Annotated in this window: 21 protein-coding genes; 8 read left to right on the top strand and 13 right to left on the bottom strand. The window is 71.9% G+C overall.

The window, feature by feature from the left end:
- Positions 1-9: 9 nt before the first annotated feature.
- From ACIRL2_RS15965 to ACIRL2_RS15935, 7 genes are all read right to left on the bottom strand, one after another.
- Entirely contained in the window at positions 10-882 is an 873-nt protein-coding gene (locus ACIRL2_RS15965; protein ID WP_402232540.1) for a hypothetical protein, read from the bottom strand.
- Complete coding sequence (locus tag ACIRL2_RS15960) at positions 882-3023, bottom strand: right-handed parallel beta-helix repeat-containing protein (protein WP_402232538.1); 2142 nt, start codon at positions 3021-3023, stop codon at positions 882-884. Before ACIRL2_RS15960 ends, ACIRL2_RS15965 begins: the two co-directional genes overlap by 1 nt.
- 515 nt (positions 3024-3538) lie before the next feature.
- Positions 3539-4519 carry a hydroxyacid dehydrogenase gene (locus tag ACIRL2_RS15955; RefSeq protein WP_395859336.1) on the bottom strand — a complete coding sequence of 327 codons (981 nt, stop codon included), beginning with the start codon at positions 4517-4519 and terminating at the stop codon, positions 3539-3541.
- 77 nt (positions 4520-4596) lie between these two features.
- The gene (locus ACIRL2_RS15950; RefSeq protein WP_402232536.1) at positions 4597-5541 is read right to left on the bottom strand and encodes a carbohydrate ABC transporter permease; all 945 of its coding nucleotides are present in this window, start codon (positions 5539-5541) and stop codon (positions 4597-4599) included.
- Positions 5538-6443 (bottom strand): carbohydrate ABC transporter permease, encoded by a 906-nt coding sequence (locus tag ACIRL2_RS15945; RefSeq protein ID WP_395859251.1) that lies wholly within the window; start codon positions 6441-6443, stop codon positions 5538-5540. The genes ACIRL2_RS15950 and ACIRL2_RS15945 overlap by 4 nt, the downstream gene beginning before the upstream one ends.
- 134 nt (positions 6444-6577) lie before the next feature.
- Entirely contained in the window at positions 6578-7912 is a 1335-nt protein-coding gene (locus ACIRL2_RS15940) for an ABC transporter substrate-binding protein (RefSeq protein ID WP_402232534.1), read from the bottom strand.
- A gap of 119 nt (positions 7913-8031) precedes the next feature.
- Positions 8032-9228: a substrate-binding domain-containing protein gene (locus ACIRL2_RS15935; RefSeq protein ID WP_395859249.1), complete on the bottom strand. Its 1197-nt coding sequence runs from the start codon at positions 9226-9228 to the stop codon at positions 8032-8034.
- Positions 9229-9433: 205 nt separating this feature from the next.
- Between ACIRL2_RS15935 and ACIRL2_RS15930 the strand changes: the two genes are divergently transcribed.
- Positions 9434-11362 carry a DUF2264 domain-containing protein gene (locus tag ACIRL2_RS15930; protein WP_402232532.1) on the top strand — a complete coding sequence of 643 codons (1929 nt, stop codon included), beginning with the start codon at positions 9434-9436 and terminating at the stop codon, positions 11360-11362.
- 185 nt (positions 11363-11547) lie between these two features.
- On the opposite strand, the gene ACIRL2_RS15925 is transcribed toward ACIRL2_RS15930, so the two are convergent.
- Complete coding sequence (locus ACIRL2_RS15925; RefSeq protein ID WP_395859247.1) at positions 11548-12204, bottom strand: SAM-dependent methyltransferase; 657 nt, start codon at positions 12202-12204, stop codon at positions 11548-11550.
- A 145-nt stretch (positions 12205-12349) separates the two neighbouring features.
- Here ACIRL2_RS15925 and ACIRL2_RS15920 point away from each other — a divergent pair, with 145 nt between their 5' ends.
- Positions 12350-12940: a helix-turn-helix domain-containing protein gene (locus ACIRL2_RS15920; protein WP_395859246.1), complete on the top strand. Its 591-nt coding sequence runs from the start codon at positions 12350-12352 to the stop codon at positions 12938-12940.
- Positions 12941-13022: 82 nt separating this feature from the next.
- Here the strand turns inward: ACIRL2_RS15920 and ACIRL2_RS15915 are convergent, their stop codons facing one another.
- Together ACIRL2_RS15915 and ACIRL2_RS15910 are read right to left on the bottom strand one after the other, a co-directional pair.
- A complete protein-coding gene (locus tag ACIRL2_RS15915; RefSeq protein ID WP_395859245.1) occupies positions 13023-13613 on the bottom strand; it encodes a lytic polysaccharide monooxygenase in 591 nt (196 codons plus the stop codon).
- A gap of 231 nt (positions 13614-13844) precedes the next feature.
- On the bottom strand, positions 13845-14573 hold the full coding sequence (locus ACIRL2_RS15910; RefSeq protein ID WP_402232529.1) for a FadR/GntR family transcriptional regulator: 729 nt from the start codon (positions 14571-14573) through the stop codon (positions 13845-13847).
- A gap of 144 nt (positions 14574-14717) precedes the next feature.
- Here ACIRL2_RS15910 and ACIRL2_RS15905 point away from each other — a divergent pair, with 144 nt between their 5' ends.
- The 4 genes from ACIRL2_RS15905 (at position 14718) to argS (ending at position 19341) form a co-directional block, all read left to right on the top strand.
- Positions 14718-15242, top strand: a complete 525-nt coding sequence (locus tag ACIRL2_RS15905) for a gluconokinase (protein ID WP_395859243.1) — start codon at positions 14718-14720, stop codon at positions 15240-15242.
- A gap of 17 nt (positions 15243-15259) precedes the next feature.
- On the top strand, positions 15260-16639 hold the full coding sequence (locus ACIRL2_RS15900) for a gluconate:H+ symporter (protein ID WP_395859335.1): 1380 nt from the start codon (positions 15260-15262) through the stop codon (positions 16637-16639).
- Positions 16640-16883: 244 nt separating this feature from the next.
- Positions 16884-17492, top strand: coding sequence for a TetR family transcriptional regulator C-terminal domain-containing protein (locus tag ACIRL2_RS15895; RefSeq protein ID WP_395859242.1), 609 nt, complete (start codon positions 16884-16886; stop codon positions 17490-17492).
- 94 nt (positions 17493-17586) lie between these two features.
- Complete coding sequence (gene argS / locus ACIRL2_RS15890; RefSeq protein ID WP_402232526.1) at positions 17587-19341, top strand: arginine--tRNA ligase; 1755 nt, start codon at positions 17587-17589, stop codon at positions 19339-19341.
- Positions 19342-19538: 197 nt separating this feature from the next.
- Here argS and ACIRL2_RS15885 read toward each other — a convergent pair whose 3' ends face one another.
- Both ACIRL2_RS15885 and ACIRL2_RS15880 read right to left on the bottom strand, forming a co-directional pair.
- Positions 19539-20351, bottom strand: coding sequence for a hypothetical protein (locus ACIRL2_RS15885; RefSeq protein ID WP_395859240.1), 813 nt, complete (start codon positions 20349-20351; stop codon positions 19539-19541).
- 4 nt (positions 20352-20355) lie between these two features.
- Entirely contained in the window at positions 20356-21027 is a 672-nt protein-coding gene (locus tag ACIRL2_RS15880) for a papain-like cysteine protease family protein (RefSeq protein WP_395859238.1), read from the bottom strand.
- Between the two features lie 235 nt (positions 21028-21262).
- Here ACIRL2_RS15880 and ACIRL2_RS15875 point away from each other — a divergent pair, with 235 nt between their 5' ends.
- Entirely contained in the window at positions 21263-22198 is a 936-nt protein-coding gene (locus ACIRL2_RS15875) for a hypothetical protein (protein ID WP_395859237.1), read from the top strand.
- A 222-nt stretch (positions 22199-22420) separates the two neighbouring features.
- Positions 22421-22735: a hypothetical protein gene (locus ACIRL2_RS15870; protein ID WP_395859236.1), complete on the top strand. Its 315-nt coding sequence runs from the start codon at positions 22421-22423 to the stop codon at positions 22733-22735.
- 72 nt (positions 22736-22807) lie between these two features.
- Here the strand turns inward: ACIRL2_RS15870 and ACIRL2_RS15865 are convergent, their stop codons facing one another.
- Positions 22808-23239, bottom strand: coding sequence for a hypothetical protein (locus ACIRL2_RS15865; protein ID WP_395859235.1), 432 nt, complete (start codon positions 23237-23239; stop codon positions 22808-22810).
- Positions 23240-23312 lie beyond the last annotated feature (73 nt).

The following is a 23312-nucleotide window of genomic DNA, read 5'->3' as shown; positions in this document are numbered from 1 at the left end:
GCCACCCGCCTACTCGGCCGCGCGAATCACCGTGTCGGCGGTCGGCAGCGGCACGACTCGGGCGGCGGCCACCCGTCGCGCCAGTTCGCGGTCGAACGCGGCCGACAGAAGGTCGAGTCGAAGGCGATCGCGAGCCTGGTCGAAGGCCGGTGCCCCGGCCGACGGCGAAGCGGCGGCGAGCAGTTCGGCGTATCGCTCGCGCAGCCGGGATTCGGACAGGTCCACCTGGCCGGCGAGCGATTCCCGTAGCGAGGCGGAGAGTTCGGCCACCTCGTTGCGGGCGAAGCCGTCCTCGTCATAGCTCGGTACACCCGGCATCGGGCGCCCCTGAGCCCGGGCCGCCGCGCGGCGGGCGTTCTCGGCGTCCAGGCGGGCCCGGAAGCCCGCCTCGGACGGGTCGGTCGACACACCGGCCTGCCGGGCCCAGCGGCGCAGCACCGCTTCCCCGACGGCCGCGCGCAAGGACCGCTCCCGCAGCACCTCGTGCGGCGTGCGACCCACGATCGGGGTACGCCAATAATCGGCACGCGCACCGGCGATCGGGAACTCCGCCACCACCTCGGCCCGCAACCGCACCACGGCCCGACGCAACTCACCGGCGGTAAGCGGTACTTCGTCCACCGTCGCGACCACGACGGCCCGATCCACGACGGCGGCCGGCAAGGCCGAGCCCGGAGCGGGAGCGGGGTTGCGGTCGGGTGTCGCCCGTCCGGATGCCGGGGACGGGCCGAGCAGGGCCACCAGGATGCCCACCACCGCGACCGCGAGCGACGCGGCGATTACGGCGGGCCGGCCGAGCCCGCGTCGCCGACGACGACGTACGTCGCTCGTCCGCGACCCGGTCCCGCGTGGTGGCCGTACGGCCCGTCCCCGGCGGGACATCAGACGACCTTCAGGTCGAACACGTGCAGTCCGGGTCCCGCGATCGGACTGCCCGCCGGCAGCGTCACCGACGCCACGGTCCGCCCGGGGTCGATGGCGAGCGACGCGACGCGTACCGTGACGTCCTCCTCGGAACGTGCCGTGGCCGGATTGCGGTAGTCGGTCTGCGGCTTGTGGTGATAGGCGGCCCGGACCGCGACCTGGTCGGAGGGGCCCGCCGCGGTGCTCCACCAGTCGCCGAGGGCGAGCGTCGCCGTCGTCGACGTGCCGTCGGTGTAGGTGACGGTGACCGTGCCGCTCTGCGCGCCGTAGGCGCCCGCGCCCAGCACCACCAGGCGGCTGCCGCTGCCGGTCAGCGCGATCCGCTGGCCGGCGACCTTGACGTTGTCCGGCAGGCCGTAGGCACGGGGGTGCCACGTGAACGCGGCGCCGCCCGCGGTGACCCTACCTCCCGGGACGTATCCGGCCGCCGCCAGCGCGGGTCCGGAGTAGCTGCGCCCGGAGAGCCCGAGGCCGCCGGTGTTGGGGTTGGCGTCGTCGCCGACTCCGACGTTGTTGTACGCGGCGGCGATCGACGGATACAGCGGCGCGCTCACTGCGGCGCCGTTGTACGCGCCCCGGTTGACGCCCGCCCCGCCGGCCGCGACGGGGTTGCCGAAGTAGTCGCGCGAGCCGATGCCGGCTATCGCGATTCCGGTGCCCAGCGCGGGAGATCCGGCGAGCAGCGCGTAGCCGCCCGCGTCGCCGCGGCCGGTCGCGGTACCGGGTGCGGCCAGGCCGGGATCGGTGGTCACCGCCGAGGTGTCACCGGTCGGCGCGGTGAAGCCGCCGTGGTAGACGTTGGCCTGGTAGCTGACGCCCGCCCCGGTGGGCAGCGCGCCCTGACCGGCCACGAACACGTTGTTGGCGACGAGCGTGTTCGCCGAGGGGCCGTTGGGCAGTTCGACGTCCAGCTTCTTGCTCGGGCAGAAGAACGTGTTGTTGTACATCCGCAGCGGGCTGGTGTTGTCGCCGGACGCGTTGGCCCGGATCCGGCAGTCGTCCTGGGCGATGTTGAAGCGCAGGATCTGGGTGGCGTGGAAGTTTCCGAACGCGGTGCAGTTCTGGCAACCGAGGTAGAAGCCACCGCCGTTGTCGTGCGAGTAGTTGTACTGGTAAGTGCACGAGCCGGTGATCGCCCCGTCGCAGTCCCACGCGGTGGAGTCGAAGATGGAGGGCCGCTGCCGGGTGACCTCGTTGTACTGGAACACCGGGTCGCGCGAGTTGATCGGCCACATCCCGGCGAAGTTGCCGTTGACGTACGGGTACTTGCCGCCGCCACCGTCGTCGAAGAGGTTGTACTCGACCAGCGGTGCGTCCGAGCCGTGCACCACGATCCCGTCGCCGCCCACGCCGCGGACGGTGTTCGCCCGGATCAGGACGTCGCGGTGGAAGTCGGCGGGCTTGACCGAGATCTTGATGCCGCCGCCACCGGTGTCGTGCACCTGGTTGTCGGCGATCGTGAGGCTCTCGATCGGTCCGGCGCTCGCCCGGCCGAGCACGACGATGCCGGCCGAGGCGGAGAACCAGCCCGCGTTGGCGCCGGTCTTGTCGCTCCAGCCGGCGACGTCGGAGACCTCCAGGTCGCGCAGCACGATCCCGTACTTGCGGTCGGGGGTGGTGGTGTCGATCTGGACGCCGGTAAGGAGGGCCTGGGTCGGCGCCGGGTTGGTCACGTGCAGGCCCTGGACGGTCCACCAGCTCTGGTCGACCAGGCGCACGGTGGAGGGGCCGCCCGTGCCTTGGACCACGGGACGCGGGCCTTCGCCGTAGGCGCCGATGGTGATGGGGTGGCCCGGGGTGCCCGAGCCTTTCGGGGTGAGGGTTCCGGTGCACAGGGTGCCGGCGCGCAGGAGGATGCGGTCGCCGGGTTGGTGGGTGCGGGTGTTGACGAGGGTCAGGTCGCCGAGGGGGTCGTCGGGCGAGGTCCCAGTGGCGTTCGGTCGGCCGACGCCGCAATCCACGTACGTGGCCGTGGGCGCGGTTGTGGCCGTGGGCGCGGTTGTGGCCGTGGCGCTCGCGGTTTGGGCCGAGACCAGGCCGATCGTGGTGGCCAGGAGGGTCGCCGAGAAGGCGAGGGTCAGGGGTCTGGTGCCGTGCATGTGACCTCCGGTCTGGGGGGTCGTGCAGGTGCCTCCGGCTGGGGCCGGAAGTTGTGTGGGCAAGGTCCCCGACGGCTTCGTTTCGGCCGACGTTCGGCATCGGTCGGGCTGCGTTGGCCTCAAACGCCGGCCGGGCTGAATCTCTTTCGGCGGGCCTCGCGGCTCGGTTGTCTCAGGTGGCCTCGAACGCCGGCCGGGCTGGATGTGGCCGGATCTCGCGAATCGGGGGCCGCGGACGCCGGGTTGAGGTTTCGGCGGACCTGCCGGCTCGGTTGTTTCGCGTGGCCGTGAATACTCGCCGAGCTGCGTCTTTCGACGGACTTCGCGGGTCGATTGCTTCAGGTGGCCGCAAACACCGGCCTGGCTGGATGTGGCCGGATCTCGCGAATCGGGGGCCTCGGGGCCCCGAACGCCGGTCGGGCTGGGGTTGGCCATGTCTTGTGAATCGGTGGCCTTGGGTGGTCCCGAACGCCGGCCGGGGTGGGAGGTGCGTTCGGCCGGCGTTCGTGGGCCTGTTAGGCCGAGTGGGTGAGGGTGGCTGGTTCTACCGCGTGGGTGAAGGGGAGGCCCCTGGTGTAGCGGTCGAGTTCGTCGAGGGCCAGGGCGACCATGCGGCGGAGTTCGCCGCCCAGGGAGCCGGCGATGTGTGGGGTCAGGAGCACGTTGGGCAGGTCGTACAGCGGGGAGGCGGCGGGGAGGACGTCCGGCTCGGTGACGTCGATGACCGCGTCGAGGCGACCGGCCACCAGTTCCTCGGTGAGCGCGTCCTGGTCCACGAGCGAGCCCCGCGCGGTGTTGATCAGCGTCGCGCCGTCCCGCATCAGCGCCAGTCGGCGACGGTCCAGGAGGTGCCGGGTGGACTCCAGTTCGGGCGCGTGCACGCTGACCACGTCCGAGCGCTCGACCAGTTCGTCCAGGTCCACCCGACGCGCGCCCAGTGCCTGGGCCTGCTCGGCGCTCACGTACGGGTCGTGCAGCAGCAGTTCGAAGTCGAACGGGCGGAGCAGTTCGAGCACCCGGCGACCGATCCGCGAGGCCCCGACGATGCCGATGGTGCGCCGGTAGTTGCCGAATCCCGGGAAACGCGCGTCCCAATCGACGAGTCGCCGCTCGGCGCGGTACGCGTCCCGGATCCGCAGCACCTTCTTGTTGGCGAACAACACCGCGGCGACCGTGTACTCGGCCACCGGCAGCGCGTTCGCCGAGGCTCCCGAGGAGACGGCCAGGCCGCGCTCCCAGGCGGCGTCGGTGAGGTGGTGCTTGACCGAACCGGCCGCGTGCACCACCGCGCGCAGTCTCGGGGCCCGGGCCAGTACCGCCGCGTCCAAGGGCGCGCTGCCCCAGCAGGTGAACAGTACTTCCGCCTCGGCCAGCGCGGCGGCCACGGCCGGCGTGTCGAAGTCGGCGGCGATCAGGTCGAGATCGACGTCGGCCAGCGTGCTCAGCCGGGCCCGCGCCTCGCCGTCGAGGATGCGCGTGGCCACGGAGGGGTCCATCGCGAGCAGCAGTCGCGGCCGGTGCCGGCGCGGCGCGCCCGTACCGCCGGCGGACTCGAATCGGGTGGTGCCGTCGCTCACTTGACGCTCCCCGCGGAGAGCCCCGAGCGCCAGTGGCGCTGGAGCGAGACGAACGCGACGACCAGCGGAACCACGGCCATCAGCGATCCGGTGATCACCAGCGGATAGAACTCGGGGAAGGCGTGCGCGTTGGTATTCCACGAGTACAGGCCCAGGCTGACCGGGTAGAGCTTTTGGTCGGAGAGCATCACCAGGGGCAGGAAGAAGTTGTTCCAGATCGCGGTGAACTGGAACAGGAAGATGGTCACGAAGCCCGGCATCATCATCGGCATCGCGACGCCGAAGAAGGTCCGGATCTCGCCGGCGCCGTCCATCCGGGCGGCTTCGAGCACCTCGCCGGGGACGTATCCGGCGCTGAACACCCGGGCCAGGTAGACCCCGAACGGGTTGACGATGACCGGGATGAACACCGCCCAGAAGGTGTTGACCAGGCCCACCTTGGACGCGAGCAGATACAGCGGCAGCGCGACGGCGGTGGTGGGTACGAGCACGCCCAACAGCACGCCGCCGAACAACTTCTCCTTGCCGGGGAAGTCGAATTTGTCGAACGCGTAGCCGGCGAGCACGCTGATGAACGAGCCGAGCCCCGCGCCGACGCCGGCGTAGAGCAGGCTGTTGAGATACCAGTGCCAGTAGATGCCGTCGCCCTCGGTGCTGACGGCCTTGACGTTCTCGGTGAAGTGGAACCCCTCGAACGCGAAGCCGTCGCCGCCGAACAGGCCGCCCATGTCCTTGGTCGCCGCGATCAGCAGCCAGGCCAGCGGCAACATCATGTAGAGCGTGACCAGCACCAGGGCGCCGTTGACGGCGACCTTGCCCATCAGCGCCTCGGTGGCGCGGCCCTTGGCGCGTGGGCGGCGGATGGGCTTGGCCGCGGGTGTACGGGTCGGCGCGGGAGCGGGGGCCGCGGCCCCGTCCGGTTGTTGCACGGTGGTGCTCATGCGGTCCTCCGTCCGGACGACAGGCGGGTGACGCCGAACGACAGTGCCGCGGCGAAGACGGCGAGCAGCACCGATGCCGCCGCCGCGAGGCCGAAGTCGTTGGCGCGGAAGGCGGCCGAGTAGGCGTACATGTTGGGTGTCCACGAGCTGCCCACGGCGGGGTTGGCGTCGCTGAGGATGGACGGCTCGGTGAACAGTTGCAGTGAGCCGATGATGGTGAACAACATCGTCATCGCGACGGCGGCGCGGATCATCGGGATCTTCACCGAGACCGCGATGCGCACCGGTCCCGCGCCGTCCACCGTGGCCGCCTCGACCACCTCGCGCGGGATCGCCTGGAGCGCGGCGTAGAAGATGATCATGTTGTAGCCGATCCACTCCCACGTGGCGATGTTGACGATCGAGAACAGCGCGGTGTCCGAGGCCAGGAAGTCCCAGTGGATGCCGCCGGATTCGAGCAGTTCGATAACCGGGCTCAGGCCCGGTGTGTAGAGGTAGACCCAGATCAACGCGGCGATGATGCCCGGGACCGCGTGCGGCAGGAACAGCGCGAGTTGGAAGAACCGGCGGGCCCGGGCCAGCGCCGAGTCCAGCAGCAGGGCCAGCGCGAGCGCGGTGCCGACCATCACCGGGATGTAGAGGAGGCAGTACAGCCCGATCGCGACGAAGCCGTCGCGGAACTTCTCGTCGCCGAGCGCGTCGGCGTAGTTGCCGAAGCCGCTGAACACACGTCTGGTGCCGCCGAAGCCCAGTCCCGAGGTCTTCTCGGTGAACAGGCTGAGCCAGATCGCGTAGCCGATCGGCACGACCATGGTGGCGATGAACAGCGCGTAGAACGGGGTCAGGAACAGCGCGGCGGTGGTCTTCCGGCGCCGGCGTCCGGCGCGCAGGGATGTGTTCATGGAACTGCTTCCTCGTGGCGGTCCCCCGGTACGCGGTGGCGCGGGGCGCACCGGGGGCCTGCGGATCACGGGTCGGGCCGAAGGACGGCCTCGCGGGGCGAGCGGTCTGCTCTCGGCCCGTCGCGGGCGAGCGGTCAGCTCTTGACCGAGATGCCGCGCTTCTTCAGGTCCTCGACGGTGGTCTTCTGGGCCTCCTCCAGGGCGCCCACGATGCTGCCGCCGCTGGAGAGCTTGCCGAACTGGTCCTTGAGGATGGTGTTGGTCTGCGTCATCGACGGGCCCCAGGTCCAGCCGGTGCCGATCTTCCCGGTGGCCTCGGTGAACAGCGGGTAGATCTCCTGCTTGCCGAAGTAGCCGGTGTCGAAGGACTGCGCGGCGGTGGGCACCAGCTCGGTGGCGGCGGGGTACGCGCTGGAGGTGCCGCTGGCGATCCGCGCGGTGATGCCCTCCTTGGTGGTGGTCATCCACTCGATGAAGGTGAGCGCGGCCTTGGTCTTCTTGCTGTCCTTGCTCACCGCGAAGGTCGAGCCGCCGAGCATGCCGTTGGACGCGGTCCCCCAGTCCGGCAGCGGCGCGACCGCCCACTTGCCGGCCAGGTCGGGCTGGCTGCTCTTGAGCACGCCCGCGCTCCACGAGGCGCCGACGATGCCGACCGTGCCGCCGCTCTTGAGGTCGGCGTTCCACTGCTGGCTGAACGAGGGCTGCACGCGCACCAGGTCGTCGGAGACCAGTTTGTTCCAGTACTCGCCGACCTTGCGCGAGTTCGGGTCGGTCAGCGAGACCTTCCAGGCGTCGCCCTCGGTGCCGAACCACGAGCCGCCGGCCTGCCAGGTCAGCCCGGCCATGGTGCTGGGGTCGTCCGGGTAGAAGGTGCCGATCCGCGCGTTCGGGTCGGCCTTCTTGACCTGCTCGGCGGCGGCCCGATACTCGTCCCAGGTCTTGGGCACCGGGATGTTGTGGTCGGTGAAGAAGTCCTTGCGGTAGTACAGCGCCATCGGCGCCGCGTCCAGCGGCACGGCCCAGGTCTTGCCGCCGAGTTCGGTCAGCTTGTTGACCGACGCGGGGAATTTCGACTTGAGGCCGGATACCTTCGACGAGAGGTCCTGCACGGCCCCCTGACTGACGAAGTCCGGCAGCTGCGGGTACTCGATGGTGAGCACGTCGGGGGCGTTGCCCGCCTTGACCGCGTTGGCCATCTTCGCGTAGCCGCCGGCGTTGCCGGAGGGGATCTGCTCGTACTTGACCTGGATGTCGGGGTGCGACTTGTTGAACGCGTCCACGACCTCCTGGGTGCCCTTGGTCCAGGACCAGAAGGTGAGCTCCTGCTTCTGGCCCGGGCCGCCGCCCGCGGCGGGGGCGGCCCCGGCGTCCTTCTTGTTGTCGTCGCCGCCGCCACAACCGGTGACGAGGCTCAGGGCGGTGACTATGCCGACGAGAGCCGTGCCGAGTCTGATGGATGTGCGCTGCATGGATGCTCCTGGGTCGAACCTGCATCGAAGGCGATAGCGAGCATCATTCGGTCAGGAGCGAACAGCGTCAAGAGCAAATGAACAATCGATGAAAAACGAAACTCGCTATGATCGTTCGATCACAGAATGGCTTGTTCGCTTTCGCTCGCTCGGATCGAATCGGTCGGGTCGGTCGAATCGCTCGCGTCGCCCGGCACCGGGCCGGCCGACTTCGGGTCGCTCGGCTGCGCTGCGCTCGGCTCCGTGGTGGCGCGCAGCCGCAGCCTGGGCACCAGCGAGATGTGTCGGGGCGCGCGCCCGTCGTCGCCGTCGGCCAACCGCGCGGCGAGCAACTCGACCGCGATCCGGCCGACCTCGTGCTTGGCCGGCGCGATCGCGCTCAGCGGCGGATCGGCCAACGCGGCCACCTCGTCGTCGTAGGCGATCAGCGCCAGGTCACCGGGCACCTCCAGCCCCGCCGCACGCAGCCGGGACACCAGCAGCAGCGCGTCCTGGTCGTTGTGCACCAGCGCGGCGGTGGCGGCCCCCGAGCGGGCCGCCTCGATCACCCGGGTGACCGCCCGGTCGAAGCCGTCCGCGTCCTCGCCCGGATGCGGTGTCTCCACCCCGGCCGGATCCGGCGGGGTCAACGACAGCGCGGCCATCGCGGCGGTGTAGCCGGCGTGCACGGCCGGCGTGGTGGGACTGCCGAGCCGGGCCACCAGCAGGATGCGCTCGTGGCCGAGCGCGCCCAGTCGGCGAACCGCCTGCGCCGCGCCCAGCGCGTGGTCGGAGGCCACCCGGTCCAGGTGTTCGAGCCCGGAGCCGATCTCGGCGCGCCGCTCCACCAGCACCACGGGCACCGGCAGGCGTCCCATCCACGCGTCCTCGCCGCCCGGCCCCGGCGCGCGCGAGGGAGTCAGCAGCAGCCCGTCCACGCCGCCGCGCAACAACTGGTCCACCTGGTCCCGGTCCTCGCTGGGCAGGTAGCGCGAGATGCCCAGCACCAGCCGGCCGCCGATCGCTTCGACCGCGTCCCGGGCGCCGCGCACGACCTCCGGAAAGTAGTAGGTGGCGGACGGTACGAGCATGCCCACCGTCGGGCCGTCGTGGCCGTTCGCGGGCGGCCGGCCCGGCTCCGGCGCGGACGGGCGGGCATGCGGGAGGGTGGCGCCGCCGTGCACGCGGGCCAACAGGCCGCTCGCCACCAGAGCGGTGACGTCGCGCCGCACGGTGACCAGGGACACGCCCAGTTCCTCGGCGATCTCCACCACCTTGACGCTGCCCTGTTCGCGGGCCGTCCTGAGAATGAGTTCCTGCCGCTGTTCCGCCAACACCGTGGACGTCGTCCTTCCGTTCAGCGCACGGCCCGGACCGGGCCGTGCCCCCCTGCGTCCGGCTGCTGTCCGGCCGCCGCCTCAGCCTAGGGCATCGCCATTCGATTTTGATTGAAAAGGATCGTTCGATCAAACCGACTCTTGACCTGATCGATCGACCCCGCCTAGCGTGTCGACGGCCGCGCGCGTCCAGTCGAGGAGATCCGTGAACACACCGCACCCCTTCGTGCTCCCTCCGGAGGATCGCGCGCTGAGCCCGTACACCGGCTGGACCCGCGCGCACTGGGAGGCGGTGGCCGACGGCCTGCTCGCCGCGGTGCGCCCGTACCGCTCCCCCGGCGGCGCGCTGATCACCCTTCCGGGGCGCACGAGTTGGTCGGGCGAGCGATCGGACGGACTGGAGGGCTACGCCCGCACGTTCCTGCTCGCGGCGCTGCGCGCGGCCGGCACCGCCGCCTCCGGCCGCGCGGTCCCGGCGGGCCTCCTGGAGCCGTACGCCGACGGCCTGCGCGCGGGAACGGCCGCGCCGGGTACGGCGGATCCCGAGTCCTGGCCGGCCGTGGTCGACCGCGGTCAGGCGATGGTCGAGTCCGCGTCGGTGGCCCTGGCCCTGCACCTGACGAAGGATCAACTGTGGGACCGGCTCGACGAGTCCACCCGCGAGCGGGCGGCCGACTGGCTCGCGGGCGCACTGCGGCACGAGCCGGTGGACAACAACTGGTGGCTCTTCCCGGTCGCGGTGGGCACCTTCCTGGAGGCGGCCGACCGGCACCGCGACGAGGCTCGCGCCGCGATCGAACGGGGGCTGGGCAGGATCGAGAAGTGGTACGTCGGCGACGGGTGGTACACCGACGGCGCCGGACGCTACTTCGACCACTACAACGGCTGGGCCATGCACCTGTACCCGCTGCTGTGCGCGGCGGTCGCGGGCGCGCCGGCCGATCCCGTCCGGCGCGCGCGCCTGCGCGAGTTCCTGACCGGCTACGGCCGGCTCTTCGACCGCACCGGCGCGCCGCTGCACCAGGGACGCTCACTGACCTACCGGTTCGCGGCGGCGGCTCCGCTGTGGCTGGGCGCCCTGGTGGACGCCACGCCGTACCCGCCGGGCACCACCCGGCGGCTGGCGAGCGGGGTACTGCGACACTTCCTGGACCGCGGCGCGGCCCGCGACGGCCTGCTGTCACTGGGCTGGTACGGACCGGACCCGGCTACCGTGCAGGCGTACTCGGGCTCGGCGTCGCCGTACTGGGCGGCCAAGGGCTTCGTCGGCCTGCTGCTGCCCGAGGGGCACGAGGTGTGGACCGCCCGGGAGAGCGCCGGACCGGCCGAGGACGTGGACGTCGACCCCGCGCTCGGCCTGCCCGGTCCCGGCCTGCTCGTGCACTCCGGGCACGGCGTGGGACGGCTGGTCAACCACGGCGCCGACCACCAGCCGGCCGCCGCGACCACAACGTCCGCCGGCCTCGACGCGGACGATCCGCTGTACGCCCGGCTGGCCTACTCGACGCTGACCGGCCCGACCCGGGAGGGCGATCCGGCGGACAACCACATCGGGCTCGTCCTGGCCGGCGGGACGACCGGGCGCGGCCGGATCGAGCCGCTGGGCGCCGGCCCCGGGTGGGCGGCCTCGGCGCACCTGCCCACGCTCGCCGGGCAGCCGGTGCCGGACACCCGGATCGTGTCGATCAGCGTGGCGCGCGGGCCGTACGAGGTACGCGTACACCACGTCCGGGCGCCCGAGGGCGCCGCCGTGCGCGAGAGCGGGTGGGCGCCGGCGACCTCGTCCCGCGACGAGTTGCGGTCCGCGGCCGACGGCCTCGGCGCGCGGGTGGCCACCGCGTCGGTACACAGCACGCTGACCGGCGCGCACGGCTGGGACCGGGCCCGCGTCGACTCGGCGCCGCACGGGACCGCGTTCGGCGAGGTCGCCGAACTGGCCGTGGTGGAGGGCACGGTGGCCGCCGGCCCGCTGGTCACGGTGCTGTCGCTGACCTGGGCGGACGCCGCGCCCGTCGCGGCGCCGCGAGTGCTGGCGACGGCGTCGGGCGTGCACGTGACATGGGCCGACGGAAGCACGAGCCGGATCCGCCGAGACGGGGCGGACCGCTGCTCGGTGACCCACGAGCACGTCTGAACCGAAGCGCCGCCGCCACCCTGCCCGCTCGGACCGGGCGGACCGGGCGGACCGGGCGGACCGGGCGGACCGGGCGGACGGTGCCCGGTGACCCACGAACACGCCCGAACCGAAGCGCCGCCGCGCCCACCGCGAGCGCCGCGACCGCTCGGTCCGGGTCGCCCGGCGGCGCCCGGGCGACCGGCTCAGCCCGCCAGGCGGCGCACCATCAAGGTGTTGTCCGTGCGGGTGGTGGGCCGACCCTCGGGGTCGTTCTGGATGCGCTCGTGCTCCTCGCTGCGGAGCACCTCCCACTGCCCCTCCGGGAGTTCGAGCGCGGCCAGCACCTCGTCGGGGGCGGGGAACCGCACGTCCGGGTGCGGGTTCGTCTCCCAGGCCGGGAACCCGCAGTGGCCGACCACCAGCAGCACGCCGCCGGGCGCGACGTTCGCGGCTGCGGTGCGCAGGATCGCGTCGCGGTCCAACTCGCCGTGCGAGTGCAGGAAGTGCGCCGAGATCAGGTCGAAGGTGCCGGCCGGGAAGGTCGCGCCCAGGTCGTGCCACTGCCAGTCGATCAGGTCGGTGACCCCCTCCTCCTTCGCGTGCTCGGCGGCCCGCTCCAGCGCGATCCGGGAGACGTCGGTGGCGGTCACCCGCCAACCGCGCTTGGCCAGCCAGATCGCGTCGGCCCCCTCACCGCAGCCCAGGTCCAGCGCGTGGCCGGGCGGCAGGTCGGAGGTCTCCCGGACCAGGGCGGCGTTCGGGTTGCCGCTCCAGATCCGGTGGCTTTCCGCGTAGCGCGCGTCCCAGAGTTCCGCCGCCGAGGGCTGGTCGGCGTGCTCCGCAAGCTGGTCGTCGGTCATCGTGGGAGTCCTCTGTGACGGTGGCGAATGCGCCCGGCCGTGTCCGGCCGAGGCAGGGCGGCACGTGGTCCGCCGCCCTGTCCAAAATGGTCCGCCCGACGCCCGGCGATTGACAAACCTTGTTGCCGAGTCGGCAAATGGTGCCATGAAAGATGGCGAGCTCACCTCGGTCCTCACCGCCGTCGGCCCGCGCCTGCGAGCCCTGCGCCTGGAACGAGGCACCACGTTGGCCGACCTGAGCGAGAGCACCGGGATCTCGCCCAGCACGCTGTCCAGGCTGGAGTCCGGGCTGCGCAAACCCACCCTGGAACTGCTGCTCCCGCTGGCGAAGGCGTACGGCGTGCAGTTGGACGAGTTGGTCGACGCGCCGGAGACCGGGGATCCGCGGGTACACGCGCGCCCGATCCAGCGCCACGGGATGACCATCATCCCGCTGACCCGGTACAGCGGCGGGCTGCACGCGTTCAAGCAGATCCTGCCGCCCGGACTCGGCGGGAGCGCACCCGAGTTGCAGACGCACGAGGGCTACGAGTGGATGTACATCCTGTCCGGCCGGCTGCGGCTGTACCTGGGCGAGCACGAACTCGTGCTGGTGGCGGGCGAGGCCGCCGAATTCGACACCCGCACCCCGCACGCCTTCACCTGCGTCGGGCCGGAGCCGGTGGAGTTCCTCAGCCTGTACGGCACCCAGGGCGAGCGCATGCACGTACGGGCCCGGCCCGGCGGCGGCGGGTAAGCCGCCCACGCGTGCCGGAGGGTCGTCGCGGTGCGGCGACCCTCCGGCACGTTCGTACCGGCATGGGACGTGCCGGGTGGGATCAGAAGGTGACGTCGGTGCACTGGTAGAAGGCGTTGCCGGTGTCCGCGATGTCCCAGACCGCGAAGATCACCGCCTTGCCGCTGCGGCCGGCCGGGAGCGTGCCGGTGTGCGAGACGGTCGCGCCGGGCTGGACCCCGCCGTACGGGACGCTCAGGAACGGGGTGCTCTCCAACTGCGCCCGGGTGATCGGCTGGCTGGGATTCCAACTCGCCTTGGTGACGAAGTAGCGGAACGTCGTGGTGGCGTGCCGCGCGGTCAGCTTCCAGGTGAACGTCTTGCTCGATCCGGAACTCACCGGAGTGCTCGGCCACGCGCCGCCACGCGGGTCGTCGAGTTGGGCGAAGCGGCTGTTGCCGCCCGCGCAGAGTCGGCCGTCGGCCGGTCCGCGCGCCGGGAAGCCCTTGGGGCCCTCCACGCTCTGCGGTTCCCACTGGATCTCACCGCAGTTGGTGACGGTGCCCTGGGCGCAGTAGGCGGAACGGCTCGGCGGGCTGGTGACCCAACCGTGCGCGCCCGCGGTGCCGGCCATCATCAGGGGGAACGAGACGGCGGGGATGGTCAGCGCCGTCAGGATGGTCCTTTTACGCATGGAACTCTCCTTGGGGACGAGTGAATGCGAAGGACGTTCGAACGGTCCGGGTCCGCGTCGTACGCCTTTTTCACCGGATGCCCACATCCGTAGTGCGTTCCTCAAGTTAAGAGGTCCAGACCACTCGGTCAATGGTCTGGACCACAGCAACGAAGATGAAGTCCCTTTCCGGACACGGAGATTGATGATCTTGCCAATTTTTGCCGGTCGCTCCGAGCGGGGGTCGAACGCTCAGACGCGATCAGCTTCGGCGTGCGACTCCGGTGCCAGTACTTCCAGTTCCGCCATCGCGCCGACGGTGATCTCGCGGGTCAGTCGCTCCGCGCCGGCCGCGTCGCCCTCGCGGACCGCCTCGGCGACCCGGACGTGCAGCGTGACCGCGGCCGGGTCCGGGTCCGGGAACATCACGTGGTGGTGGGTGCGGCCGGTCAGCACCTCGGCGACCACGTCGCCTAGCCGGGCGAACATCTCGTTGCCGGACGCGGCCAGGATCACCCGGTGGAAGGCGATGTCGTGCACGAGGTACGCCTTCAACTGCCGGCCGCGCGAGGTGGAGACCATGCCGAGCGCGTGCTCGGTCAGCGCGGCGCACTGGGCCGGCGTCGCGGACGCCGCGGCCAGCGCCGCCGCCGCGGGCTCGATCGCCGAGCGCAGTCCGGTCAGCGACCGGAGTTGACGCGGGCGGTCGGCGCCCGCCAGCCGCCAGCGGATCACGTACGGGTCGAAGACGTTCCATTGCTCGGCCGACCGGACGGTGACCCCGACCCGGCGCCGCGACTCGACCAACTGCATCGACTCCAGCACCCGAATCGCCTCGCGGACCACGGTGCGCGAGACCTCGAAACGGTGCTCCAGCTCGTCGGTGCGCAAAACCGTGCCGGCGGGGTAGGCGCCGGCCGTGATGGCCGGCCCGAGGGACTCCAGCACCTTCATATGCAAGCCCCGGCCCTCGTTCTCCATGGCGGCAGCCTACTGGGCGGGGTGCCGTGAGCCGATCAGATTACGTATGACTTAATTGTTCAGAAGTCTTGATTAAGTACTACCTATAAGTTTGGGTATGGGACGGCGCCCGAGCACGAGCCGGGCAAGGACAGCGAGGTATCGATGAACGCCCCCCACGTCGTGGTGGTCATGGGTGTGTCCGGGACCGGGAAGTCCACAGTCGGTCGGCTACTGGCCGCCGAACTGCGGGTGCCCTACGCGGACGCGGACGACTTCCACCCACCCGCCAACATCGCCAAGATGTCGGCCGGGATCCCGTTGGACGACGTGGACCGCGCGCCGTGGCTGGACGCCGTCGGCGGCTGGCTCGCCGCACACGCGCAGTCCGGCGGCGTGGTCGGCTGCTCCGCGCTCAAGCGCGGCTACCGCGACCGGCTGCGGCTGGCGGCGCCCGAGCTGATCACCGTGCACCTGGTCGGCGACCGCGCCCTGATCGCCGAGCGCCTGCGCCGGCGCACCGGCCACTTCATGCCGGAGACCCTGCTGGCCTCGCAGTTCGCCGATCTGCAACCGCTGGAGTCGGACGAGGCGGGCCTCGTGCTCGACATATCGCCCGGACCCGACGCCGTCACCGAGCAGGCCGTCATCGCGCTGCGCCGCCTGGAACCGAATCAGGAAACTTCGTGACCGCCATAGCCCTGCCGATGGTGGCGGCGGGGGCGCCGGCCGCGCCGATCACCTCGGCCGGACACGCCCAACTCGGCCTCGCGGTGCTCGTCGGCATCGGCGTGATCGTGCTGCTCATCGGCCGCTTCAAGCTGCATGCCTTCCTGGCGTTGACAATCGGCTCGCTGGTGCTCGGCGCGGTCGCCGCGGCCCCGATGGACAAGGCGATCGCCAGTTTCACCTCGGGCCTGGGCTCCACCGTCGCGGGCGTCGGCGTACTGATCGCGCTCGGCGCGATCCTGGGCAAGCTGCTGGCCGACTCCGGCGGCGCCGACCAGATCGTGGACACCATCCTGGCCAAGGCGAGCGATCGCACCATGCCCTGGGCAATGGCGCTGATCGCGGGCATCATCGGCCTGCCACTGTTCTTCGAGGTCGGCGTGGTGTTGCTCATCCCGGTCGTGCTCCTGGTGGCCAAGCGCGGCAACCACTCGCTGATGCGGGTGGGCATCCCGGCCCTGGCCGGCCTGTCGGTGATGCACGGTCTGGTCCCGCCGCACCCCGGCCCGCTCGCGGCCATCGACGCGATCGACGCCGACCTGGGCGTGGTGCTCGCGCTCGGCGTGCTGGTCGCGATCCCGACGCTGGCCATCGCGGGCCCGCTGTTCGGCCGGTACGCCTCGCGCTGGGTGGACATCGCGCCACCGGAGGGCCTGGCCCCCGAGCGTTCCTCGGCGGATCCGCAGCAGCGGCCCGGCTTCGCCGTCACCGTGGGCACCGTGCTGCTCCCGGTGGTGCTGATGCTCGGCAAGGCGCTGGTGGACATCGTCGTCGACGACCCCGCGGACCGGGTCCAGCGGGTCGCGGACGTGGTCGGCTCACCGCTGATCGCGCTGCTTTCGGCGGTGATCGTGGCGATGTTCACCCTCGGCCGGGCCGCCGGATTCACCCGGGAGCGGCTGTCCGGCACGGTGGAGAAGGGACTGCTGCCGATCGCGGGCATCCTGCTGATCGTCGGCGCGGGCGGCGGCTTCAAGCAGACCCTGATCGATGTGGGCGTCGGCCGGATGGTCCTGGAGATATCCGAGGACTGGGCCATCTCGCCGCTGCTGCTCGCATGGCTGATCGCGGTGGCGATCCGACTGGCCACCGGTTCCGCGACGGTGGCGACCATCTCGGCGGCGGGCCTGGTGGCACCCCTCGCGGCGGACATGAGCAGCACACACACCGCACTGCTGGTGCTGGCCGTGGGCGCGGGCTCGCTGTTCTTCAGCCACCTCAACGACGCGGGATTCTGGCTGGTCAAGGAGTACTTCGGGATGAGCGTGGGCCAGACGGTGAAAACCTGGTCGCTGATGGAGACGATCATCTCGGTGGTCGCGGGCGGGTTCGTGCTGCTGTTGTCGCTGGTGTTGTAGCGCACACACCCGTGCCCGGAGAGCGGTAGACGGCGCGGGGCGTCGGGCGCGGCGGGCGGGGCGCAGCCGGCGCGGGGCGCGACGTCGTGGTGTCGCGCAAGGCGCCACGCGCGACGCGGTGGTCGGTCCCCGCACCCCGCGAGTCGCCGGGCCCGGCCCCGCCGACGCCCGGCACGATCCGGCGCGGCGTGGAGAAGGGTGTCGGGTCCGCCACGATCGGCCGGGCAGGCCCTAAGCTGCCGGCATGTCGGGTCCCCAGGATGCTGCTCGTGACGAGGACCGGGTACGCGCCGCCGCGTTCCGCCTCGTATCGGCCCGAGGCGGCTCGCCGGTCACCCCCGAGGAGGTCGCCGCCACCCTCGATCCTCCGCCCGTCGAACTCGGCCTGACCGACCCCGACGACGTACTGCTCGCCGCCGTGCACTGGTCGCATCGCCGGATCGCCCGGCGCTTCTTCGACCTCACCGCCGGTCGCTTCGGCCTGGCCGCTCTGCGGGCCGGCCTGATCGACCTGCTCCCCCTGGACGAGGACCGCCTTCAGGAGACCGTCCTCGAGGTGGCCATGTGGCACCGCGGCCTGGTCTCCCCCAAGATCGCCGCGAACAACCGCCGTGAGCGCGAGGACCTGAGCGTGATCGTCCGCGGTGTCCTGCGCGACGCCCGCGACGACGGCGAACTGATCGACGGCGTGGACGTGGACCGGGTCACGGCCGAATTGCTGGCCCTGATCGACGGCCTGAGCGTGCACGCGCTGCTCTACCCCGAGCGCATGTCCGGCACCGCCGCCGCCCGCGCGCTCGACGCCGAACTCGACCGGATCGCCCGTCCCGGCCCGAACCCCGAAGCCCGCTGAATCCACCCCGCAGACCACCCGGCTCGCCCGTTCCACCGCCGCACGCGCGGAAAATGACATGAGTCCGCACCCCCGGGTCGTCTAGCTTCCCCGCATGACCACTCCGGAGAAGCTGCTCATCGAGCGGCTGGCCCCGGCGTTCGCACGGGTCGCGGGCACACCCGCCGATCCGACGATCCGCCCGAGCCGGCACGCGGACTTCCAGTGCGACGGGGCCCTGGCCCTGGGCCGACGCCTGGGCCGCGACGCGCGCGAGATCGCGGCCGAGGTGCTCCGGTACGCCGCGCTGGACGACCTGTGTTCCGCGGCGGAGATCAGCGGGCCCGGCTTCGTGAACCTCACCCTCGCGCCGACCGCGCTCGGCCGGTCGCTCGCCGGGATCGCCGCCGACGAACGACTCGGCGTGCCGCGTACCGACCGGCCCGAGACGATCGTCGTCGACTACTCGGGGCCGAACACCGCCAAGGAGATGCACGTCGGCCACCTGCGCTCGACGATCATCGGCGACGCCGCCGTGCGGGTACTGGAGTGGCAGGGCCACACCGTGCTGCGCCGCAACCATCTCGGCGACTGGGGCACCCCGTTCGGGATGCTGATCGAGCACCTCCTGGACATCGGCGAGACCGAGGCGGCGCACGAGTTGTCGGTCGGCGACCTGACCGGCTTCTACCAGGCCGCACGGCGTGCCTTCGACACCGACGAGGAGTTCCGGGTCCGGTCCCGGGAGCGGGTGGTCGCGTTGCAGGCGGGCGATCCGACCACGTTGCGGTTGTGGCGGGTGCTGGTGACCGAGTCCAAGAAGTACTTCATGGCGGTCTACGCCCGACTCGGTGTCCGGCTGACCGCGGACGACTTCGTGGGGGAGAGCCGCTACAACGATCGACTGGCGCCGCTGGTAGCGGAGTTGGCGGAGCTGGGACTGCTCCGGGAGAGCGCCGGCGCGCAGTGTGTCTTCCCCGCGGGCTTCGTCAATCGCGACGGCGAACCGCTGCCGCTGATCGTGCGCAAGAGCGACGGCGGATTCGGTTATGCCGCCACCGATCTGGCCACCCTGCGGCACCGGTTGCAAGACCTCGCGGCCGACCGACTGTTGTACGTGGTCGGCACACCGCAGAGCGGGCACCTGGAGATGGTCTTCACGACCGGGCGCGACGCGGGATGGCACGATGCGACCGCGCGCGACGCGGACCGGCCGAGTGCGCCCGCGCGGATCGAACACGTCGACTTCGGCTACGTGTTGGGCTCCGACGGAAAGATCCTGCGGACCCGGGCCGGGGCCTCGATCAAGCTGGTCGACCTGCTCGACGAGGCGGTGTCCCGGGCCGCCGCCACGATCGCCGAGAAGAACCCGGACCTGGACGCGGACGCGCGGGCGGCGGTGGCCCGGGCGGTCGGCATCGGCGCGGTGAAGTACGCCGACCTGTCCGGGGACCGGCGCAAGGACTACCGCTTCGACTACGACCGCATGCTGTCCTTCGACGGCAACACCGCGCCCTACCTCCAGTACGCACACGCCCGGGCCCGCTCGATCCTGCGTCGGGCCGGTGCCGAGGCGCCGCGGGCGACCGGGCCGCTGGTGATCGGGGAGCCGGCCGAACGGGCCCTGGCCCTGCGCCTCCTGGCCTTCCCCGACGTGATCGCGGAGGTCGGCGAATCGCTGGACTTCCATCGCCTCGCCCTCCACCTGTTCGAACTGGCGACCACGGTCACCGGTTTCTACGAGAACTGCCCGGTGTTGCGCTCGACGGGCGAGATCCGGCACTCGCGACTGATCCTGTGCGACCTGACCGCCCGCACCCTGGCGCGCGGCCTGGACCTGCTGGGCATCGAGGCGCCGGAGCGGATGTAGCCGAGCGGTCGACGCCGACCGGTGCGCAGCGATCTGTTTGCAGCGACCTGTTTGCAGCCGACCGCACCCGCGCCCGCGTGCTCGGCGGGCGCGCGTGCGGTCGTGGCAGAACCTTCCCGGGCGGGGTCGACGTGGGGGAGCGTCGACCCCGCCCGGCCGGAAGGCCCCGGCCCCGATCGGGCCGCCGGGCAGGGGGATCAGCCGCGGCGGCGCCGGACCTTGACCAGCACGCCGCCCACGCCGGCGACGCCGAGCAGACCGGCCGCGGCGATCGCGGTCGGGCCGACGCCGAACGGGTCGCCGTCGGTGCGCGCCGTACCGGTGTCGGTCGGCCCGAAGCCGCCCGCGAGACCCTTGGCGTCGTAGCCGGAGCCGGGCAGCTTGTCCGCGTAGGCCCGGTGCACCCGGTCCCGGTACGCCGAGACCGTGGTCCCGCCGGCGCCGATCGCACGCTTCGCGTCGGCGTTCAGCGGCAACACCCGGTCGCCGCCCTGCACGTACCAGGCGTTGATCTGCGGCTCGCGGAAGACGACCCCGCCCGCGAGCAGACGCGCGCCGGCCGCGATGTGGCGCGCCTCGTCGTCGCCGTCCGCGATGTTGACCACCTGTCGGCCCTGCGGGCCGTCCACCGTCCACACCGACGCCTTGCGGCCGTCGGCGGCCACCACGGTGGCGGCGAGGAACTCCTGCCGGGCGATCGGCACCGGCCGCGCGCCCGGACGGGCCGCGACGAACTCCGGGGCCAGCGTGTACACGGCGACCACGTCGCCGTCGATCCGGGGAGCCGCGTCCGCCGCCGCGAGCGCGCCGTCCCGGGCGAAGAACCTGGACAACGTGTCGAGCGTGCCGGGCGCGGCGATCACGTCGCGCGCGGCGCCCACGCTGATCGCGTCCGGCGCGGGCGGTGCGGGCACGGACGCGGCGTGCGCGGCCTGGGGGGTGAGCGTCAGGGTCAGCGCCGCCGCGAGGGTACCCGCCGCGAACAGGCGCTTGATGCCGCCTGTGGTCATGGCGTCACGCTCCGATCCGGTAGAGCGAGTGGGTCCAGGAGAACTCGTTGTTGTTCACGTACCAGTTGTGCGCGGCCCAGTTGTAGCGGTGGTTGTCCGGCCACGGATCGCCCCAGTAGACCCAGTTCTGCGCGGTGTCGAAGCCGTGGATGACGTGCATGTGCCCGCCGCCCGAGGACCACTGGATCCGGGTCTCGATCGGCCGGTTCGCGTTGATCTCGGTCTGTACGGTGCTGTACTGGAGCCAACCGTTCACGTAGGAGCCGGAGTTGATCCCGGCCCAGCGCAGTGCCGTCTGCACGTTGCCGAGCGTCGCCTGCGAGTTGGGGCACTCGGTGCTCTGCGAACGGCCGAACGCCGCGTTGCAGAACTGGTTTTGGCTGTAGTTGCGGCCGTACCAGGTCGCGATCGTGTTGCCGGCACCCGCCCAGCACCAGTTGCTCTTCTGCTGGGCCTGCATGGTGATGTTCAGCTTCTTCGTGGCGAGCGCGAGCGGTTGGGCCTGTTCCGGGGTGGGGCTCTGCGCTTGGACGGCCGGCGCAAAGGAGCCGGCGGCGGAGGCGGACGCCGCCGAGGGCACCGCGAACAGCGCGGACAGCAGCGCGAACACGGTGAGGGTCAGCGCGCCGGCGCGGCGGCCGGACACGGGGCTCGTTCGTGGGGACGTTCGAGTCATGGCGTTCCTTCCGTAACGGAGGGACGGGGTGGGGCGTGGCGCGCGTCCGGACGCTGCAAGGTGGAGCATCGGGTGTTGTCGTGGTGTGTTTCAAGACGCTTCAATGCGGGGTGAAGCGGTGGTGTGAACGCCTGGACCGGCCTGTGAACGGCTCGTGACCGGTCGACTGGAACACCTCGGTCGGGAGCGGCGGTCCCGACCGGTCCGCCGTGAATGTTCACAAGGGAGGCGAGCGATGCCGCGGACCGACACTCGGGGTGACCCGGCCGAGGCGGAGTTGGCGCGGGTCCTGCGCGTCGGTCCCTTCCATCTGGCGTTGCGCGCGGCGCTGGCGGCCCGCGGCCTGGCCCTGCACCGGGTGCAGCACCGGTTGGCCCAGCGCGGCGTGCAGGTGGGGGTGACCAGTCTCAGCTACTGGCAGCAGGGGGCCCGGCGGCCGCAGCGCGCCGAGTCGCTGCGCGCGGTGCGGGCGCTCGAAGAGGTCCTGGAGTTGCCGCCGCACGCGCTGACCAGGCTGCTGGAGCCGGCGGTCGCCGAGCGTACGGCGTCGCGGTCCTATCGCGCGGTGGTGGAGGCGTCCGGCTCGCTCGGCCCCTTGTTGACCGACCTGGAATCACCCGCCGACGGCGGCCTGCACACCGTGTGCCAGCTCGAACAGGTCCGGGTCGGGCCCCGGCGTGAACTCCTGGATCGCGCCTCGCAGCACGTGGTGCGCGCGCATCGCGACGGGGTGGACCGCTATCTCGCCATCCACATCGGCGACCGGGGCTGCGCGCCCGAGCGAGTGCGTGTCCGGGCGACCGAGAACTGCCGTGTGGGGCGCGTGCGTTGGAGCCGGGACGCGGCCGTGCTCGTGGCGGAGCTGTTGTTCGACGCGCGGCTGCGCTCCGGGGACACCTACGTCTTCGGCTACGGCTTCGAGGACGGCACCGGCGGACCCAGCGACGAGTACGTGCGCGGCTTCACCTTCCCGTGCGGCCAGTACGTGCTCCAGGTCCGCTTCGATCCCACCGCCCTACCGGTGCACTGCCGTCGCTTCGCCCGGACCACGGCAGGCGCCCCACGTACCGGACGGCGCGACCTGACCCTCAACGGCCGACACTGTGTGGTCCACCTCGCCGAACAGGACGTCGCCCCGGGCATCCTGGGCATCGGCTGGGACTGGACCTGATCGCCGTCGGCGTCCGAGCGCCCGGCACTCGCCCGCGCGGACCCGCTCACCCGAAGGGCGCACCACCGGGGGCGATCCCGCACCGGATGACGTTGGATGGGCGGGAAATCGCCGGCGACCATCGGGCCCGCCCCGCCCGCCCACCACCGGACGGACCCCGGACGGCCGGGACACGACGGCCGCGGCGCGCGATCCGCGCACCCGAAGGAAGGAACGACACGCGTGAGCGAGACGACGGAACGGCCGGTCCTGCGGGCCGCGGGCTCACATCTGTATCCCGGCGCACTGGTGCGCCTGCACACGCCCGGGACGACGGACCCGCACCGAGCCGGCAGGGCACCGGGCGACCTGCTGTTCGCCGACGGTTCGCGAACGACCGCGCAGGTGCTGATCGACCCGGACGAGCGGGCGACCCTGTGGGTGGCCGAGTACACCACCGCCCGCGGCACCACCATCTCCGAACGGGTCTGGTCGACACACCCATCCCCCGACGGCTCGGGCGACGTAATCCTCCGCATCGGCACCCGACTGCCGTAGAGCGCCCCGCCCCCGCTCGCCACGCGCAACCCACGCGCGGTCGAGCAGGCGTGTGCCCGGTGCGCCCGATGCTCAGGCCGGCACGGCGAATCGCGCGGACACATCGCGACCGCCTCGGGTGATCACGGCCGCGACCAGCAGGACGCCCAGTGGCGGCAGCAGGAGCGGCGCCACCAGGCCGGAGCCGGCCAGTGCCGAGACGGCGATCGCCGCGCCGTGGGCCACGATCGCGGCCCCGATGCCCCGGCGGGCGCTGCCGTGCACCCGCAGCCGCCGAACCAGCGAACGACACACCCAAGCCGCCTGCACGCAGGCGCCCGCGGCCACCGTCCACATCAGGGCCCGCGACACGAAGACCTCGCGCGAGTCGGGCCCGTCGCCCTCCGGCCCGAAGCCGAACACCATGACGTCACCCATGAACCACACGAACCCGAGGGCCCAGAGCGCTTCCAGCACGACGACCACCATCGCCGACCCCGCCGCCAACCTTCGTAGCGTCTTCATGAGGGCATTGTGGTCCGTCGGCCGTCCCGGTGGGTGCGCCCGCCGGGTTCGGTCCGTCGTCGGGTCCGTCGGG

Source organism: Embleya sp. NPDC127516, assembly GCF_044765325.1.
Taxonomy (GTDB): domain Bacteria; phylum Actinomycetota; class Actinomycetes; order Streptomycetales; family Streptomycetaceae; genus Embleya.
This window is presented reverse-complemented; position numbering and strand designations above follow the sequence as displayed.